Source organism: Brachybacterium horti, from assembly GCF_054777615.1.
Genome location: NZ_BAAHAM010000002.1, coordinates 294,848 through 312,266 on the forward strand (window position 1 = coordinate 294,848; position 17,419 = coordinate 312,266).

11 protein-coding genes and 1 pseudogene are annotated in these 17,419 nt (G+C 73.7%); 10 read left to right on the forward strand and 2 right to left on the reverse strand.

What is annotated here, in order from left to right:
* Positions 1 to 29 precede the first annotated feature (29 nt).
* From ACYVAP_RS06570 to ACYVAP_RS06580, 3 genes are all read left to right on the forward strand, one after another.
* Positions 30 to 2,630, forward strand: coding sequence for an NAD-dependent DNA ligase LigA (locus tag ACYVAP_RS06570; RefSeq protein WP_498860045.1), 2,601 nt, complete (start codon positions 30 to 32; stop codon positions 2,628 to 2,630).
* Positions 2,627 to 3,577, forward strand: a complete 951-nt coding sequence (locus ACYVAP_RS06575) for a dihydrodipicolinate synthase family protein (RefSeq protein ID WP_498860046.1) — start codon at positions 2,627 to 2,629, stop codon at positions 3,575 to 3,577. Before ACYVAP_RS06570 ends, ACYVAP_RS06575 begins: the two co-directional genes overlap by 4 nt.
* A 121-nt stretch (positions 3,578 to 3,698) precedes the next feature.
* Positions 3,699 to 4,871: a hypothetical protein gene (locus ACYVAP_RS06580; RefSeq protein ID WP_498860047.1), complete on the forward strand. Its 1,173-nt coding sequence runs from the start codon at positions 3,699 to 3,701 to the stop codon at positions 4,869 to 4,871.
* A gap of 13 nt (positions 4,872 to 4,884) precedes the next feature.
* On the opposite strand, the gene ACYVAP_RS06585 is transcribed toward ACYVAP_RS06580, so the two are convergent.
* Complete coding sequence (locus ACYVAP_RS06585; RefSeq protein ID WP_498860048.1) at positions 4,885 to 7,101, reverse strand: RecQ family ATP-dependent DNA helicase; 2,217 nt, start codon at positions 7,099 to 7,101, stop codon at positions 4,885 to 4,887.
* Positions 7,102 to 7,231: 130 nt separating this feature from the next.
* On the reverse strand, positions 7,232 to 7,486 hold the full coding sequence (locus ACYVAP_RS06590; protein ID WP_264450707.1) for a hypothetical protein: 255 nt from the start codon (positions 7,484 to 7,486) through the stop codon (positions 7,232 to 7,234).
* A 91-nt stretch (positions 7,487 to 7,577) separates the two neighbouring features.
* Between ACYVAP_RS06590 and ACYVAP_RS06595 the strand changes: the two are divergent.
* From ACYVAP_RS06595 to ACYVAP_RS06625, 7 genes and pseudogenes are all read left to right on the forward strand, one after another.
* Positions 7,578 to 8,219 (forward strand): annotated as a pseudogene (locus tag ACYVAP_RS06595) (GNAT family N-acetyltransferase, cg3035/Rv0428c family); the annotation flags it as partial.
* A gap of 215 nt (positions 8,220 to 8,434) precedes the next feature.
* Positions 8,435 to 8,731, forward strand: coding sequence for an Asp-tRNA(Asn)/Glu-tRNA(Gln) amidotransferase subunit GatC (gatC, locus tag ACYVAP_RS06600; RefSeq protein ID WP_137770515.1), 297 nt, complete (start codon positions 8,435 to 8,437; stop codon positions 8,729 to 8,731).
* Positions 8,732 to 8,733: 2 nt separating this feature from the next.
* A complete protein-coding gene (gatA, locus tag ACYVAP_RS06605; RefSeq protein ID WP_498860049.1) occupies positions 8,734 to 10,248 on the forward strand; it encodes an amidase in 1,515 nt (504 codons plus the stop codon).
* A complete protein-coding gene (gene gatB, locus ACYVAP_RS06610; RefSeq protein WP_259359586.1) occupies positions 10,245 to 11,759 on the forward strand; it encodes an Asp-tRNA(Asn)/Glu-tRNA(Gln) amidotransferase subunit GatB in 1,515 nt (504 codons plus the stop codon). Before gatA ends, gatB begins: the two co-directional genes overlap by 4 nt.
* Positions 11,760 to 12,114: 355 nt before the next feature.
* Positions 12,115 to 13,668, forward strand: a complete 1,554-nt coding sequence (locus ACYVAP_RS06615; RefSeq protein WP_498860050.1) for a pyridoxal phosphate-dependent decarboxylase family protein — start codon at positions 12,115 to 12,117, stop codon at positions 13,666 to 13,668.
* Complete coding sequence (locus tag ACYVAP_RS06620; protein WP_498860051.1) at positions 13,665 to 14,996, forward strand: lysine N(6)-hydroxylase/L-ornithine N(5)-oxygenase family protein; 1,332 nt, start codon at positions 13,665 to 13,667, stop codon at positions 14,994 to 14,996. The genes ACYVAP_RS06615 and ACYVAP_RS06620 overlap by 4 nt, the downstream gene beginning before the upstream one ends.
* A 44-nt stretch (positions 14,997 to 15,040) precedes the next feature.
* Entirely contained in the window at positions 15,041 to 17,398 is a 2,358-nt protein-coding gene (locus tag ACYVAP_RS06625; protein WP_498860052.1) for a GNAT family N-acetyltransferase, read from the forward strand.
* Positions 17,399 to 17,419 lie beyond the last annotated feature (21 nt).

Below are 17,419 nucleotides of genomic sequence, written 5' to 3' on the forward strand. Positions count from 1 at the left end.
GTGGAGGGGCGTCGGGGCCATGGAGGACAATGACGGGCGTGACGAACGAGAACCCCCGCACCGATGCCGAGCTCGACCACCGCGACCCCGAGGACGGCGGCCATGACGCCCGGACCCTCGACGCGCAGGAGCGCATCGCTGAGCTGACCGCCCGCATCGAGCAGGCGCGCGCGGAGTACTACGAGCACGACGCCCCCACCCTCACCGACGGCGAGTACGACGCCCTCGAGAAGGAGCTGCGCGCGCTCGAGGAGGAGAACCCTCAGCTCGCGAAGGAGGACTCGCCCACACGGACGGTCGGCGGGCAGGCCGCCACCGGCCTCGCGACGATCGACCACGCCGAGCGCATGCTGAGCCTGGACAACGTGTTCTCCGTGCAGGAGCTGCGGGACTGGTGCGCCCACGCCGTGGAGGAGATCGGCGGCGAGGTGCGCTGGCTGACGGAGCTCAAGATCGACGGCCTCGCGATCAACCTCCGCTACGAGCACGGCGAGCTCGTCACCGCCGCCACCCGCGGCGACGGCCGCACCGGCGAGGACATCACGACCAACGCCCTGCGCATCGAGGGGATCCCGGGCCGCCTCGAGGGCGAGGGCCACCCCGCCCTGGTCGAGGTGCGCGGGGAGGTCTTCATGCCCACCGCCGCCTTCGCCCGCCTCAACGATCTCCAGGTCGAGCTGCGCGAGCGCGCCGTCGCCGAGTCCCGCACCCGCTGGGAGTCCCGCCTGGCCACCTCCCGGCCCTTCGACGAGGAGCGTGAGCAGCTCGCCGCGACCCGGCGCTTCCCGACCTTCGCGAACCCCCGCAACACCGCCGCGGGCGGCCTGCGCCAGCAGCTCGAGAAGAAGGAGGGCCTCGAGCGTGAGGCGGGGGAGGCGCGCCTCGGGGCGCTGCGGCTCACCGTCCACGGCCTCGGCGCCTGGCCCGATCCGCCCGTCGGCTCCCAGAGCGAGATCTACGACCTCCTCGCCTCCTGGGGCCTGCCCACGAGCCGCTACAAGGACGTCGTCACCTCGATCGACGAGGTCGTCGCCTACGTCGAGCACTACGGCGAGCGCCGTCACGACGTCGAGCACGAGATCGACGGCATCGTCGTGAAGGTCGACCACTTCGCGCAGCAGCGGCGCCTGGGCTCCACCTCCCGCGCCCCGCGCTGGGCGATCGCCTTCAAGTACCCGCCGGAGGAGGTCACCACCCGCCTCATCGACATCCAGGTGCAGGTGGGCCGCACCGGCCGGGTCACCCCCTTCGGCGTCATGGAGCCCGTGCAGGTCGCCGGGTCCACGGTCGAGAAGGCGACGCTGCACAACCAGTTCGAGGTCGAGCGCAAGGGCGTGCTCATCGGGGACATGGTCGTGCTGCGCAAGGCCGGCGACGTGATCCCCGAGATCCTGGGCCCGGTGGACGCCCTGCGCGACGGCTCCGAGACGCCCTTCGTCATGCCCGAGCGCTGCCCCTCCTGCGGCACGGAGATCCGCCCCGAGAAGGAGGGCGACAAGGACTGGCGCTGCCCCAACACGCGCGACTGCCCCGCCCAGGTGACGGGCCGCGTCGAGCACGCCGCCTCCCGCGGCGGCTTCGACATCGAGACCCTCGGCGAGGAGAGCGCGATCGCGCTCACCGACCCGGAGGGACGGCGCGAGGAGGCCCTCGCCGCCCTGCGCGCCGGGCACGCGATCTACCTGCCGCTGCGCCGCGAGGAGGAGTTCGACTCCCCGGTCTTCGTGACGGTCCGGGGCGGCAAGGAGACGCAGGGCAACGACGGCGTCCCCATGCTCCGCATCACCGAGGAGACCGCCGGTATGCTGCCCGCCCCGCAGCAGCCCGTCGTCACGACCGGGGCGAACCTCTTCGACCTCACTCCCGAGCAGCTGGAGGAGGTCGCCGTCTGGCAGCCCCTGCGTCGGAACGGGGAGCCGACGGGGGACTGGCAGCTCGTGCCCGCCTTCTGGTCCCGCCCCCAGTGGCGGTACTACAAGTCCCGCGGCGAGTGGACGCTCACCAAGCCCGCGGCGCCCGGGGCGAACACCCAGAAGCTCATGGACGAGCTCGCCAAGGCGAAGGAGCAGCCGCTGTGGCGTGTGCTCGTCGCCCTGTCCATCCGCCACGTGGGCCCTGCCGCGGCCCGCTCCCTCGCGACCGCCTACGGCACGATGGACGCGATCCGTGCGGCGGATCTCGAGGCGCTCACGGAGACCGACGGCGTGGGCGGCATCATCGCCGAGAGCCTGCGCGAGTGGTTCGCCGTGGACTGGCACGGGGAGATCGTCGATGCCTGGGCCGCCTCCGGCGTGCGCATGGCGGACGACGTCGATGAGGGCTTCGTGAAGACCCTCAAGGGGCTCACCGTCGTCGTCACCGGCGGCCTCGAGGGCTACTCCCGCGACGGCGCGAAGGAGGCGATCATCTCCCGCGGCGGCAAGGCCTCCGGCTCCGTCTCGAAGAAGACCGACTTCGTGGTGGTGGGGGAGAACGCCGGCTCCAAGGAGACCAAGGCCCGGGACCTGGGCCTGCGGATCCTGGACGAGGCCGGCTTCACGATCCTGCTCGAGCGGGGGCCTGCCGGGCTGCCCGAGCCCGAGCAGGCGGAGTCCGGTGACGCCGACGAGCCCGAGACGGAGCAGGCATGAGCGCGGAGGCGACCTGGCTGCGGGGGCTCAGCGCCTTCCCGCTCACCCCGCTGCGGGACGGCGCCCTCGACGAGCATGCCCTCACCGCCCTCGTGCGGAGCATCGTCGAGGCGGGCTCCGCGTCGATCGGCGTGCTCGGCTCGACGGGCGTGTACCCGTACCTGCCCCGGGACGTGCGACGCCGCGCGATCGAGGTCGCCGTCGCCGCCTCCGAGGGCGTGCCGGTCCTCGCCGGGATCGGCGCCCTCGCCACGGCGGACGTGCTCGCGCTCGCCGAGGACGCCCAGACCGCCGGGGCGGGCGGCGTGCTCCTCGCTCCCGTCAGCTACCACCCGCTCGCCGATCCCGAGGTGGTGGGGCTGTTCTCCGACGTCGCCGCGGAGCTGTCCGTCCCGCTCGTGGTCTACGACAACCCCGGCACCACGCACGTGACCTTCACCCCGGAGCTCCACGCCGAGGTCGCGGCGCTGCCGGCCGTCGCGGGGATCAAGATCCCGCCGGTTCCCGCGGCGCTCCCCGCGGCGCGCGAGCGGGTCGCCCAGGTGCGCTCCGCGGTCCCGGAGCACGTGCGGGTGGGCGTCTCCGGCGACGCCGTCGGCGCGGTGGGCCTCGAGGCGGGCTGCGACCTGTGGTTCTCCGCGATCGGCGGGGTGCTGCCCGAGCAGACCATGGCGATCGTCCGTGCGCACGAGGCGGGCCGGGACGAGGAGGCGCGCGCCCTCGCGGCCCACCTGGACGGCTTCTTCTCCCTGTTCGCGGAGCAGCGCGGGAGCCTGCGCGTGATCGCGGAGATCGCCGTGCAGCGCGGGCTGGTGGGGGAGGATCCCCTCCCGCGGCCGCTGCGCGGTCTCGACGCCGCGGGCCGCGCCCGGGTGGCCGACGAGCTTGCCGCGCTCGCGACGTCCGGGGACGAGAGGGCCGACGGTCTCGACATCGCCGAGGGCTGATGGAACGGTGTGTAACGCACATCGCACCCGACAGGAAGGCTGCTCACCCGTGAGCGCCCCACGTCCCGCACACCGTCCCGGCCGGTCCACGGCCCCTCACCCGCAGCCCTCTGGCCCCGGTGTGGACCGACGCGCGCTGCTGCGCGGAGCCGGTCTGCTCGGGGCCGTCGCCGCGACCGGGGCGGCGATCGCTCCCGCCCAGGCCGCCCCGGCGCCCACGACGGTGGATCCAGCCGCCTTCCGGCTGACCGCCGACTACACGTCCTCCACCGCACGGGTCGAGGCGCTGCTGGAGCAGGCCGGTCGGGCGAGCGTCAGCGAGGTGATGGACCACGCCAACCACGAGCGCACCCCCGCCACGGTGATCGACACCCAGGTCCACGGTTTCCGCTTCGCCACGAGCGACGAGAACGACCCCGACGCCTTCCCGCAGGGGATCGCCACGAGCCGCGACGCGGTGGGCACCGCGGGGAACGGTCGCTACGACGGGCGCCAGGTGATCGCCGTCAGCTTCTACAACAACTCCCCGAAGTCCAGCCGCATCAACCTCATCGACTGGGACGCGGACCATCCCGACGCCTATCGACGGATCCTGCTCGTCGAGCCGACCGGGACCGCGGAGGAGCCCAGCTTCCGCGACGTGGAGATCCACGCCGGCGGGATCGCCTGGTACGGGGACCTGCTCTACGTCGCGGACTCCGCGGCGAAGCCCGGCGGGATGCGGGTGTTCGACATGAGCAGGATCCTCACCACCGACACCGGCGGCACGAAGGACCAGATCGGTCGCGTGGGCGGGACCTTCTACGCGCACAACTACGCCTACGCCCTGCCGCAGGTCGGGACGATCTCCTCGGAGGTGGACGCGGGCACCGCGCCGCTCGTGTGGTCGACGATCTCGCTGGACCGCGTGACCCGGTCGATCGTCATGACCGAGTACCGCTGCGAGGACTGCGACGACTACCCCACGGGCACCACCCGTGCCGTCCGCTTCGGCTTCCAGCAGGGCGGCCCCACCTTCGCCCGGTCCACGACCGCGAGCGAGGCGCTCGAGGTGCCGCTGCACAACCTCAACGGCGTCGGCTCCCACAACGGGCGCTGGTGGTTCAACAGCTCCCGCCGGAAGACCCTCTCCCACTGGCCCGGCGAGGGAGCGCTCACCACCTATCCCTGGGTCTCCTGGGGACAGTCGCTGAACTACTGGGAGGACGCGGACGGCCCCGACCTCCTGTGGTCCCTCACCGAGGGCGAGGGGTTCCGTGCGGTGTTCGCCGTGAAGCAGAGCGGCTACAGCTGACCTTCCGCGGCGCTCACGCCTGCTGCGCGAGCGCGAGCGGCAGCACGGGCCCGGAGCCCGCACGGCGCAGCAGGCGCGCCGCGACCGCCATGGTCCAGCGGGTGTCGATCACGTCGTCGACCAGCAGGACCGGTGCACCGTCGAGCTGCTCGAGCCGGCCCTGCAGCTGCTCGCCCACGGCGAAGCGCTCCCACAGGTCCGCGACGCGGAAGGCGCTGTTCCCGCCGCCGCGCAGCGGGCCGGCGCCCGGGGCGAGGTCGAGGGCGCCGAGGTCCTCGAGCCTGCCGATCCCCGCGATCCCCGCGGCGAGCGAGCCCACCAGCCGGGGCCGTGTGCTCGAGGGGACGGCGACGACCGCCGCGGGCCGCTGCGCCCAGTCCCAGTCCTTCAGCACCTCGACGATCCGGGAGCCGATCCGCTCGGGCACGACGTCGTCCACGGGGCGGCCGTCCTCGTCCGTGCGCAGGAGCTCCCGCAGCGGGACCGCCCAGCCGAGGTCGGACATGCGGGCGATGACCCGCCCCTCCGCGGCGCGCTCGCCCTCCGGGATCCGTCCCTTGGGGGCACCCGCCCCCAGCAGACGGTCCAGTCCCGAGGGCCAGCTCGCCCGCGGCTCGACCGGCACCCCGACCCGGTCGAGCAGGGCCGCGACGCGCGCATCGGCGCCCTCGGCACCCTCGGAGCCGTCGGCACCGGAGGCCGGGGCGTCGGGGGTGGGGAACCACGGCCCGGCGCATACGTCGCAGCGGCCGCAGGGCTCCGCGGTCGCGTCGTCGAGCTGCCGGGCGAGGAACACCATCCGGCACTGCTCGCGACCACCCGCGAGGCTCTCGTACTCGAGCATGGCCTGCTGCTCCTCCCGGCGCGCGCGGGCCACGGTCGCGTAGCGCTCGGCGTCGTAGTGCCAGGGCGCCCCGGTGGCGATCCAGCCGCCCTTGACGTTCTGCACCGCGCCGTCGACGGCGAGCACCTTGAGGAGCAGCTCGAGCGCGCTGCGGCGCACGTCCACCCGCGCCTCGAGCGCCGGGGTGCTCAGCGGCGCCCCGGACTCCGCGAGGGCGGTGAGCACCTGCGAGGCGCTCTCCTGCGAGGGCATCGAGGAGGTCGCGAAGTACTCCCAGATCGCGCGGTCCTCCCGGCCTGGCAGCAGGAGCACGTCCGCCCGGTCGGTCGCGCGCCCCGCGCGCCCCACCTGCTGGTAGTAGGCGACGGGGGAGGAGGGCGCCCCGAGATGGATCACGAAGCCGAGGTCCGGCTTGTCGAAGCCCATCCCCAGCGCGCTCGTCGCGGCGAGCGCCTTGACCTCGTTGTCCTTGAGCGCCTGCTCGAGCTCGGCCCGCTCCTCCGGATCGGTGCGCCCGGTGTAGGCGCGCACGCGCCGCCCCGGCCGGTCCAGCAGGGAGGCGAGATCCTCCGCGGCGGAGACGGTCAGCGCGTAGATGATCCCGGAGCCCCCGAAGGAGTCCAGGTGCCGCACCAGGTAGTCCAGCCGCTGGCGGTCGTCCGACAGACTCAGCGAGCCGAGACGCAGCGACTCGCGGGTGAGGGAGCCGCGCAGGGTGAGCACCTCCGCGCCCGCCTCGCCGGTGCCGAGCTGCTCGGCGACGTCGGCGACCACGCGGGAGTTCGCGGTGGCGGTCGTGGCGAGGACGGGCACGTGCCCACCGAGCTCGGCGACGAGGTCCCGCAACCGGCGGTAGTCGGGCCGGAAGTCGTGCCCCCAGTCGGAGATGCAGTGGGCCTCGTCGATCACGAGCAGCCCGCAGCGGTCCACCAGGCGCGGCAGCTGCTCCTCGCGGAAGCGCGGGTTGACCAGGCGCTCGGGGGAGACCAGCAGGACGTCGATCGCGTCGGCGGCGAGGCCCTCCTCGATGTCACACCACTCGGTGGGGTTCGCGGAGCTGATCGCCTCGGCGCGCACCCCGGCGCGGCGGGCCGCGGCGACCTGGTCCCGCATGAGCGCGATGAGCGGGGAGATGATCAGCGCCGGACCGGCCCCCCGGTGGCGCTGCAGCAGCGCGGCGAGGAAGTAGACGGCGGACTTCCCCCAGCCGGTGCGCTGGACGACGAGCACCCGCCGGTGCTCCGCGACGAGCGCCTCGATCGCCTCGAACTGCCCCTCATGGAACCGGGCGTCCTCCCGGCCGGTCAGCGCCCTCAACCCCGCGAGGGCCTCCTCGTGCAGAGCGTCATGGTCATCGCGGACGGCGGGGGAGGACGGTGCAGACATGCCCCCAGTGTGCCGGTCCTCCCCGACGTGCGGCGGCGGCAGGACCCCTCGGTGGACGCCGGCGGTGTGGGGAGGAACGACTGTTCACCGGCGCGGGCGGCCGTCCGTCGGCCGGGACGGGACGGTCCTCTCAGATGTCGTAGCCGGGGCCCGCGTCCCGCTCGGTCTCCTCGCGCGTGCGCTCGGCCTCCTCGTCCTCCGCGGCCTGGCGGCGCATCCGCTCGACGGTGGACTCGTCGTCGTGCATCGGGTCCTCCTTCGAGGCCAGCGCCCGGCGCATGCGCCGCTCGTGCAGCTGCGCCTCCCGGATCGCGGGATTCTCGGAGAGCGGCTCCTCGTCCTTCGGGTCGTGCGAGTGGTAGTCCACATGGGGATCGACGGACATGTCCTCCACCTCCGGCATCGGGCGGTCCCGCGCGTCGCTGCGCAGGCTGGACGGCGAGTCTAGTCGGCGGGCGCCGCGTAGGCTCGCGATCATGCCGAAGCGCTCCCGCCGCCCCTCCTCTCCGTCCTCCGACATCGACGGCTCCGCCCTCGTGGAGTCCCTGCTGGGCGGCTGGCGCGCGCTCGCCCGCCTCGACGTGGACGGCTTCGCGCTGCTGCGCTCGCGCGGCGTCACCAGCCGCGCGAACAGCATCGTGCCGATCGACCCGCCCGCGGAGCCCGCCGCGCTCGCCGCCGCCGTCGAGCGGCTCGAGGGCCTCGCCGAGGCCGCCGGGCAGACCCCCACCTTCCGACTGTTCACGGCCCCGCGCCTCGAGCACGGCCCGCTGCGGGAGCTGCTCCTGGCCCGCGGCTACGTCCCCGAGGGGCACACGCTCGTCCAGCAGCGCGAGCTCCCGGCGGCCGGGACCGCGCCTCACCCCGGCGCCCGGATCCTCGTGGGCGGCCCGGACGAGGACTGGCTCGCCGCCTCCTGGCGCCTCTCCCCGCGGCCCGAGGAGGGCGCCCGGGAGACCACGCGCGATCTCATGGCCGGCACGCCCGCCGTCTACGTCTCCCTGCCCTCGGCGGAGGGCGCGGCGAACGCCGCCGTCGGCCGCGCCGCCCTCGTCACCCAGGGCCGACGCACCGTCGCCGTGCTCGACGCGATCGCCGTGGACCCCGCCCACCGTCGCGAGGGCTGGGCGGCGCCGTCGTCGGCTCCCTGCTCGCGCTCGCGGCCGTCCAGGGCGCCGGCCACGCTCTGCTCGAGGTCGAGGAGCACAACGCCGCAGCGCGCGCCCTCTACCGGGGCGCGGGCTTCCGCGCCGGTGGCGAGTACCACTACCTCCGCCGCGGCTGAGCGGACGGACGGTCCGGGCGCGGGGGCACCGCGGCCTAGACTGTCCCCATGCCTTCGATCGGACGAGACGACGTCGCACGCCTCGCCGACCTCGCACGGATCCAGCTCACCGATGAGGAGGTCGACCGCCTGTCCGGCGAGTTCGACGCCATCATGGACGCTGTCGCCTCCGTGTCCGAGGTCGCCACGGCCGACGTCCCCGCAACCAGCCACCCCATCCCCATGACGAACGTGTACCGCGAGGACGTCGTCACGGACACCCTCACGCAGGAGCAGGCCCTCGCCGCCGCGCCCCAGGCGGAGGACGGCCGTTTCGCCGTGCCGCAGATCCTGGGGGAGGAGTGACCATGACCAGCACCGACATCCTGCGCACCTCCGCGGCCTCGCAGGCCGCCGCGCTCGCCGCCGGGGAGATCTCCTCCGCCGAGCTCACCGCCGCCCACCTGGACCGCATCGACGCCGTGGACGGCGACCTGCACGCCTTCCTCCACGTGAGCCGCGACGAGGCCCTGACCACCGCCCGTGACGTCGACACCCGCCGCGCCGCGGGCGAGGAGCTGCACCCGCTCGCGGGCGTGCCCGTCGCCGTCAAGGACGTCGTCGTCACCGAGGGCATCCCCACCACGGCCGCCTCGAAGATCCTCGAGGGCTGGGTCCCGCCGTACGACGCGACCCTCGTCGAGAAGCTCCGCGCCGCCGGCCTGCCGATCCTCGGCAAGACCAACATGGACGAGTTCGCCATGGGCTCCTCCACGGAGAACAGCGCCTTCGGCCTCACCCGCAACCCCTGGGACCGCGAGCGGATCCCGGGAGGCTCGGGCGGCGGCAGCGCCGCGGCGGTCGGCGCCTTCGAGGCCCCGCTCGCGATCGGCACGGACACGGGCGGCTCGATCCGCCAGCCCGCCTCCGTCACCGGCACCGTGGGCGTCAAGCCCACCTACGGTTCGGTGTCCCGCTACGGCCTCATCGCCATGGCGAGCTCCCTGGACCAGGCCGGCCCCGTCACCCGCACGGTGGCCGACGCAGCGCTGCTGCACGAGCTCATCGCCGGGCACGACGCCCGCGACTCGACCTCGCTCACCGACCCCGTCGGCGCCTACGCCGCCGCGGCCGGCCGCAAGGACGTCAAGGGCCTGCGGATCGGCGTGATCGAGCAGCTCGAGGGCGAGGCCTTCGCCCCCGAGGTCAGCGCCCGCTTCACCGAGTCGCTCAGCCTGCTCGAGCAGGCCGGCGCGGAGATCGTGCGCGTCTCCTGCCCGAACTTCGGCTACGCGCTCGGCGCCTACTACCTGATCATGCCGTCGGAGGCGTCCTCGAACCTCGCGAAGTTCGACGGCATGCGCTTCGGCCTGCGGGTGGTCCCGGAGGAGAGCCCGACGGCGGAGTCCGTCATGAAGGCGACCCGCGGCCAGGGCTTCGGCGACGAGGTCAAGCGACGCATCCTGCTGGGCACCTACGCGCTCTCCGCGGGCTACTACGACGCCTACTACGGCAGCGCCCAGAAGGTCCGCACGCTCGTGCAGCGGGACTTCGCGGCCGCCTTCGAGAAGGTCGACGTGCTCGCCTCGCCCACCGCGCCCACGGTCGCCTTCCGCCTCGGCGAGAAGGTCGACGACCCGCTGGCGATGTACGCCAACGACATCGCCACGATCCCGGCGAACCTCGCGGGCGTCCCCGGCATCTCGCTACCCAGCGGCCTCGCCGAGGACGGCCTGCCCGCCGGCATCCAGTTCCTCGCCCCCGCCCGCGGGGACGAGCGTCTCTACCAGGTGGGCGGCGCTCTCGAGGCGCTGCTCGAGGACTCCTGGGGCGGTCCGCTGCTGGACCGGGCCCCCGATCTCGCCGGAGGTGCGGACCGATGACCACCACCACGACCGAGCTGGTCGACTACGACGACGCGACGGACCGCTACGACCCGGTGCTCGGCATCGAGGTCCACGTGGAGCTCGGCACCGCCACCAAGATGTTCGACGGTGCGCCGAACATCTTCGCCGCGGAGCCCAACACGGCGATCACCCCGGTCTCCCTCGGGCTGCCCGGCTCGCTGCCGGTCGTCAACGGCACGGCCGTCGAGTACGCGATCCGGATCGGCCTCGCGCTGAACTGCTCGATCGCGGAGACCTGCCGCTTCGCCCGGAAGCAGTACTTCTACCCGGACCTCACGAAGAACTTCCAGACCTCGCAGTACGACGAGCCCATCGCCTTCGACGGCTGGGTCGACGTCGAGCTCGAGGACGGGGAGATCGTGCGCGTCGAGATCGAGCGCGCGCACATGGAGGAGGACGCCGGCAAGAACACCCACGTGGGTGGGGCGACCGGCCGCATCCAGGGCGCCACGCACTCCCTCGTGGACTACAATCGCGCCGGCGTGCCGCTCGTCGAGATCGTCACGCGTCCCATCGAGGGCACCGGCAAGCGGGCCCCCGAGGTCGCCGCCGCCTACGTGCGCACCCTGCGGGACATCTTCCGCACCCTCGACGTCTCCGAGGCCCGCATGGAGCGCGGCAACGTGCGCGCGGACGTCAACGTCTCCCTGCGGCCCACGCCCGAGTCCCCGCTCGGCACCCGCACCGAGACCAAGAACGTCAACTCGTTCCGGGCGATCGACCGCACCGTGCACTTCGAGATCTCCCGCCAGGCGGGCATCCTCGACGCGGGCGGCACGGTCATCCAGGAGACCCGGCACTTCCACGAGGACACCGGTTCGACCTCCTCGGGCCGCGTGAAGTCCGACGCCGAGGACTACCGCTACTTCCCGGAGCCGGACCTCGTGCCCGTCGCGCCGAGCCGCGAGTGGGTCGAGGAGATCCGCGCCGCGCTGCCGGAGCTGCCGGCCGCGCGCCGTCGCCGCCTGCTCGGCGAGTGGGGCTTCAGCGACCTCGAGATGCGGGACGTGCAGAACGCCGGCGCGCTCGACCTCATCGAGCAGACCGTCGCCGCGGGCGCCTCCGCGCAGTCCGCCCGCAAGTGGTGGATGGGCGAGCTGGCCCGTGTGGCCCGCGAGCAGGAGGTCGAGCTCGAGGAGCTCACCGTCACCCCGGCGCAGATCGCGGAGCTGCAGGGCCTCGTGGACGGCAAGAAGATCAACGACAAGATCGCCCGGAAGGTCCTCGGCTCCGTGCTCGAGGGCAAGGGCGACCCGGCCGCGATCGTGGAGGCCGAGGGTCTCGCCGTCGTCTCCGACGACTCGGTGCTCACGACCGCCGTGGACCAGGCCATCGCGGACAACCCCGACGTGGTCGCGAAGATCCAGGGCGGCAAGGTCCAGGCGATCGGCGCGCTGATCGGCCCGATCATGAAGGCCACCCGCGGTCAGGCCGACGCCGGCCGCGTGCGCGAGATCATCATGGAGAAGCTCGGCGTGCAGGGCTGAGAGCCCGCCACCGCGCACCGGAGCGCCGCACCCCTCAGGGGTGCGGCGCTCCGTCGTCCCCGGGGTGACGCCGACGGCTCGTCGACATCCTCGCGGGAAACCTCCTGCACACGGGCCAGACGGCGATCGTGCGCGAGGCAATCGACGGTCTGGTGGGCGACGACCCGCCGTGACCATTCGGTGCAGCAGCACCGGAACAGCGCTCTGTCCAGGTCTTATGTCCGATCCTCAGGGATCGTGGGACATGTCATGCGTCAGGCGGGAAGGAGTTGCGCACACAAAGGGTTGCGTATTTAGGGTAGCCAATCCTTAGTCGCGCCGGGCTCCGTGCCCGCCTCACCCGGAGGTCCCGCCCATGGCCGTCCTCGCCACCGCTCCCGCCCCGTCGACCGCCGCCCGCCGGCAGACCACGACCGTCGTCGACCCGCCGCAGAGCCCCACCGGACCGGCACCCTCCGGGCTGCTCACCGCCCGCACCTCCGAGGACTACGCGGCGCTCCTGCACCGCACCGTGGACCGCCTCGCCGACCGCTTCGCGAGCGTCGACGCCCCGAGCGCCGGCCCGGACCTCGAGCGCCTCCGCCACCTCGTCGGCGCCGCCGACCTCGACGGCCCCGGCGTCGGATCGGGCGCCGCCCTCGCCGAGGCGGACTCCCTCTATGCGCGCAACGCCGTGTGGTTCCACCACCCCGCCTATCTCGCCCACCTCAACTGCCCCGTCGCCGTGCCCGCCGTCGCCGCGGAGGCGATGCTCGGCGCGATCAACACCTCGGTGGACACCTACGACCAGTCCCTCGTGGGCACCCTCATGGAGCAGCGGCTCGTGGCCTGGACCGCGGAGCGGATCGGGTTCACCGGAGGCGACGGCGTCTTCACCTCCGGCGGCACCCAGTCCAACCTGCAGGCGCTCTTCCTCGCCCGCACCCGCGCCGAGCGCACGAGCGGCGAGCCCCGCTCCTCGCTGCTGCCGCGGCTGCGGGTGCTCAGCACCGACGCCGCCCACTTCTCCGTCTCGCGCTCCGCTGCGCTGCTGGGCCTGGACGAGGACGCCGTGCGCACGGTCGCCACGGATGCCGACGGCCGCATGGACCCCCGCGCCCTGCGCACCCTCCTCGCCCACCTCCACGCCGCCGGGGATTCGGTCATGGCCGTCGTCGCGACCGCCGGCACCACCGACCGCGGCCTCGTGGACCCGATCGCCCCGATCGCCGAGGTCACGAACGCCGCCGGCGTGTGGCTCCACGTCGATGCGGCCTACGGCGGCGGGCTCCTCGTCTCCCCGCGCCGCCGGCACCTCCTGGACGGCATCGAGCACGCGGACTCCGTGACCGTGGACTACCACAAGACCTGGTTCCAGCCCGTCTCCTCGAGCGCGCTCGTGGTCCGCGACCCCGCGGACCTCGCCGCCGCCGCCCACCACGCCGACTACCTCAACCCCGCCGCCGAGGCCGCCTCCGAGGACGCCGAGCCCAACCAGGTGGACCGCTCCCTGCAGACCACCCGGCGCTTCGACGCGCTCAAGCTCTGGACCACGCTGCGGGCACTCGGCCCCGAGCGCATCGGGAGCATGGTCGACGCGATCTGCGACCTCGCGATCGCCGTGCGCGCGCACCTCGAGGACGACCCGGACCTCCACGTCCAGGGCACCACGGACCTCAGCACCGTGATCCTCCGCTTCCAGCCGCCCGGCGTGCCCGACGCCGTGGCCGACGACCTGCAGGCGCGGATCCGCCGCGACCTGTTCCGCTCGGGCCGCGCGATGGTCGCCCGCACCACGATCGACGGCGTGCCCTGCCTCAAGCTCACGCTCCTGAACCCCGAGACGACCGTGGCCGACGTCGCCGCCGTGCTCGAGCAGGTCCGTGCGACCGGCGAGCAGCTGCTCGCGGGGACGAAGGCGACGCGATGAGCACGGGCACCGTGAAGCCCCACGTCCACGACCTCGTCGGCATCGGCATCGGACCCTTCGGCCTGGGCCTCGCCGCCCTCGCCGATCCCCTGGATGACGTCGACGCGGTGTTCCTCGACCAGGCCGCCGGCTTCTCCTGGCACCCCGGCCTGCTCATCGAGGGGACCACCCTGCAGGTGCCCTTCCTCGCCGATCTCGTGACGATGGCGGACCCCACCTCCCGCTACTCGTTCCTCAACTTCCTCAAGGCGACCGGGCGGCTCTATCCGTTCTACATCCGCGAGTCCTTCTACCCGCTGCGCGCCGAGTACGACGCCTACTGCCGCTGGGTCGCCGAGCAGCTGGACTCGCTGCGCTGGCGCCGCCGCGCGATCGAGGTGGTCGAGGAGGGCGAGCACCTGCTCGTCACCATCGAGGTGCTCGGCGAGGACGGCCGTGCCCGGGGTGTGGAGCACCTGCGCACCCGGCACCTCGCCCTCGCGCTCGGCACCGCCCCGCACCTGCCCGGACCGCTCGCCGCCCTCGCCGAGCAGTCGGCCGACGGCGCGCCCGTGCTCCACAGCGCCGGCTACCTCGACCGCCGCGAGGAGCTGCTCGCCCGCGACTCGGTGACCGTCGTCGGCAGCGGGCAGTCCGCCGCGGAGGTCTACCGCGACCTGCTCGAGGCGAGCGAGGGGCGCGGCACCCGCGTGGACTGGGTGACCCGCTCCCCGCGGTTCTTCCCCATGGAGTACACGAAGCTCACCCTCGAGATGACCTCCCCGGAGTACACCGATCTGCACCGCTCCCTGCCCGGGGAGGTGCGGGACCGGCTCTCCCGCGAGCAGCGCCAGCTGCACAAGGGGATCAGCGCCCCGCTCATCGACGAGATCCACGAGCTGCTCTACCGGCTCTCCGCAGGGGGCGCCGAGGTGCCGAGCACCCTGCGCGCGGGCACCGCCGTCACCGCGGCCCGCCGCGAGGGCGAGCAGATCGTCCTGGACCTCGAGCACGAGCTCACCAGGACCGGCCGCACCCACCGCACCGGCGCCGTCGTCGCCGCGACCGGCTACGCGCCGCGCGAGCCGCAGCTGCTGGACGCCCTGGGCGAGCGGGTGCTGCGCGACGAGCACGGCCGCCCCGCGCCCCGCCGCGACTACACCCTCGACGCCGACGGCCGCCTCCACGTGCTCGGCACCGAGGAGCACACGCACGGCGTCACCGCCCCGGACCTCGGCTTCGGCGCCTGGCGCGCCTCCGTGGTGCTCGCGGCGATCACCGGCCGCGAGCCGTACCCGATCGAGCGCCGCATCGCCTTCCAGAGCTTCGGGCCGGAGGGTGAGCGCTGATGACCGCCCTCCCCTCCACCCACCCACGCCACCCAGGAACCGCCATGGACCTCACGACCCGTCCCCTCGACCTCAGCTTCCGCCCGCTCGACCCGGCCGCGGACGCGACCCTCCTGCACCGCTGGCTGAGCATGCCCCGCGCCCGCTTCTGGATGATGACCGAGCACACGCCCGCCCAGGTGCGCACCTACCTCGACCAGATCGCCTGCTCCGCGCACGAGCAGGGGTGGATCGGCATGCGCGGTGGCGAGCCCCTCGTCTACGTCGAGACCTACGACCCCGCGCTGCTGCTCCCCGCCGGGGTGCTCGAGCCGGAGCCCGGGGACCTCGGCATGCACCTGCTCGTCGCCCCGCCGGAGGGCGAGCCCGAGCACGGGCTCACCACGGCCGTCATGGGCGCCGTGGTGCGCTGGTGCCTGCACGGTCGCGGCGCCGCGCGGATCGTCGTCGAACCCGACGAGCGCAACACGGCGGTGCTCGCGAAGAACGCCGCCGCCGGCTTCCGGGTGCTGCGCACGGTGGAGCTCGGCAGCGGCGCGGAGGCGAAGCGCGCGGCGCTCAGCGTCTGCACGCGCGCCGACCACGCCGCCTCCCTCCTCGGCGCGGGCACAGATCCGCTCGCGCACCTCGGGGCGGAGGTGGGGGAGCGGGTGCACCGCCAGCTGCTCGCCAAGGCCATCGCCGAGTTCAGCCACGAGCGCATGCTCACCCCGGAACCGGACGGCAGCACCGAGGGGAGCTACCGGATCACCGCCCGCGACGGCGCCGTGCGCTGGACCTTCACCGCCCGCGAGCTGCCGCTCGAGCACTGGCTGGTGGACCCGGCCTCGATCCGGCGCCACGAGGACGGCGAGGAGACGCGTCTGGACGTGCTGGACCTCGTCCTCGACCTCCAGGAGCAGCTCGGGCTGCCCGAGGAGCTCGCCTCCACCTACCTCGAGGAGCTCTCCTCGACCTTCGCCGCCCGCTGCGCGACGCTCACCGAGGCCCTCGGGGGCGGCCGCCCCACGAGCGCCGAGCTGCTCTCGGCGGGCCTCGAGGAGATCGAGGCGGCGATGACCGAGGGGCACCCCGGCTTCGTCGCGACCAACGGACGGATCGGCTACGGCCTCGCCGACTACCGCACCTACGCCCCCGAGCAGGGACGCCGCACCCGCCTGCAGTGGGTCGCCCTGCGCCGCGAGCTCGGCCACCTCGCCCTCGGCGAGGGACTGGAAGAGCAGTCCCACCTCGACGCCGCCCTCTCGCCGGAGGAGCGGGAGGTGTTCGCCGCGCGCCTGCGCTCCCGGGGCCTGGACCCGGTGGGCTACCACTACCTCCCCCTGCATCCCTGGCAGGCCGATCACCGCCTCGCGATCACCTTCGCCGCCGACGTCGCCCGCGGGGACCTCGTACCGCTCGGGGAGGGCGGGGCGGAGCTCCAGCCCCAGCAGTCCCTGCGCACCTTCCTGGACCGCACGCGCCCCAGCGCCCCGTACGTGAAGACGGCGCTCGCGATCCAGAACATGGGCTTCCTGCGCGGACTCTCCCCGGCGTACATGCGGGACACCCCCGCGATCAACGACTGGCTCGCCCGCATCGTCGCCGAGGACGCGGAGTTCGCCCGCTGCGGCGTGACCGTGCTGCGGGAGCGCGCCGCGATCGGCTACACGGGGGACGCCTACCACCGCACCGCGAGCAGCAACCCGCACCGCAAGATGCTCGCCGCGCTCTGGCGGGAGAGCCCGCTGCCGCTCCTGGCCGAGGGCGAGCGCGCCTTCACCATGGCCGCCCTGCTGCACCGCGACCACGAGGGCCGCTCCTACGCGGGCGCCCTGATCCTCGCCTCCGGCCTCACCCCGGCCGACTGGGTCTCGGGCTACCTGCGCGCCTACCTGCGGCCGCTCGCGCACCTGCTGCTCGCCCACGACACGGTCGTCATGCCGCACGGGGAGAACATCATCCTGCGCGTGCGCGACCAGCAGGTGGTCGGCGCCTTCCTCAAGGACATCGGCGAGGAGATGGCCGTGCTGGGGGAGCGGGAGCTGCCCCGGGACGTCGAGCGGATCCGCGCCCTCGTGGGCGGGGAGGAGAAGGCGCTGTCGATCTTCACCGACGTGTTCGACGGCGTGCTGCGCCACCTCTCCGGGATCCTCGACGCCGACGGCCTGCTGGGCGCGGAGGAGTTCTGGGAGCTCGTCGGCCAGGTGCTCGACGAGTACGAGGCGGATCATCCGGACCTCGCCCGAGGCATCGGCGGGGACGTGGACCTGCGCGCCGGGAGCTTCGCCCACTCGTGCCTGAACCGGCTCCAGCTGCGCAACACGCTGCAGATGGTCGATCTCGGCGACCAGGCCTCGTCGCTGCTCTATGCGGGGCGCATGGAGAACCCCGTCGCGCGGCGGGGTGCGGTGATCGCCTGAGGCCGCAGGGTGACGGCAAGC

Bases quoted from the DNA above. Each gene is read 5' to 3' on its own strand.
- ACYVAP_RS06570 (WP_498860045.1), top strand. From the start codon at position 30: ATGACGGGCGTGACGAACGAGAACCCCCGCACCGATGCCGAGCTCGAC.
- ACYVAP_RS06620 (WP_498860051.1), top strand. From the start codon at position 13,665: ATGAGCACGGGCACCGTGAAGCCCCACGTCCACGACCTCGTCGGCATC.
- gatA (WP_498860049.1), top strand. From the start codon at position 8,734: ATGACCAGCACCGACATCCTGCGCACCTCCGCGGCCTCGCAGGCCGCC.
- gatC (WP_137770515.1), top strand. From the start codon at position 8,435: ATGCCTTCGATCGGACGAGACGACGTCGCACGCCTCGCCGACCTCGCA.
- ACYVAP_RS06590 (WP_264450707.1), bottom strand. From the start codon at position 7,486: ATGTCCGTCGATCCCCATGTGGACTACCACTCGCACGACCCGAAGGAC.
- ACYVAP_RS06625 (WP_498860052.1), top strand. From the start codon at position 15,041: ATGGACCTCACGACCCGTCCCCTCGACCTCAGCTTCCGCCCGCTCGAC.
- ACYVAP_RS06615 (WP_498860050.1), top strand. From the start codon at position 12,115: ATGGCCGTCCTCGCCACCGCTCCCGCCCCGTCGACCGCCGCCCGCCGG.
- ACYVAP_RS06575 (WP_498860046.1), top strand. From the start codon at position 2,627: ATGAGCGCGGAGGCGACCTGGCTGCGGGGGCTCAGCGCCTTCCCGCTC.
- ACYVAP_RS06585 (WP_498860048.1), bottom strand. From the start codon at position 7,101: ATGTCTGCACCGTCCTCCCCCGCCGTCCGCGATGACCATGACGCTCTG.
- gatB (WP_259359586.1), top strand. From the start codon at position 10,245: ATGACCACCACCACGACCGAGCTGGTCGACTACGACGACGCGACGGAC.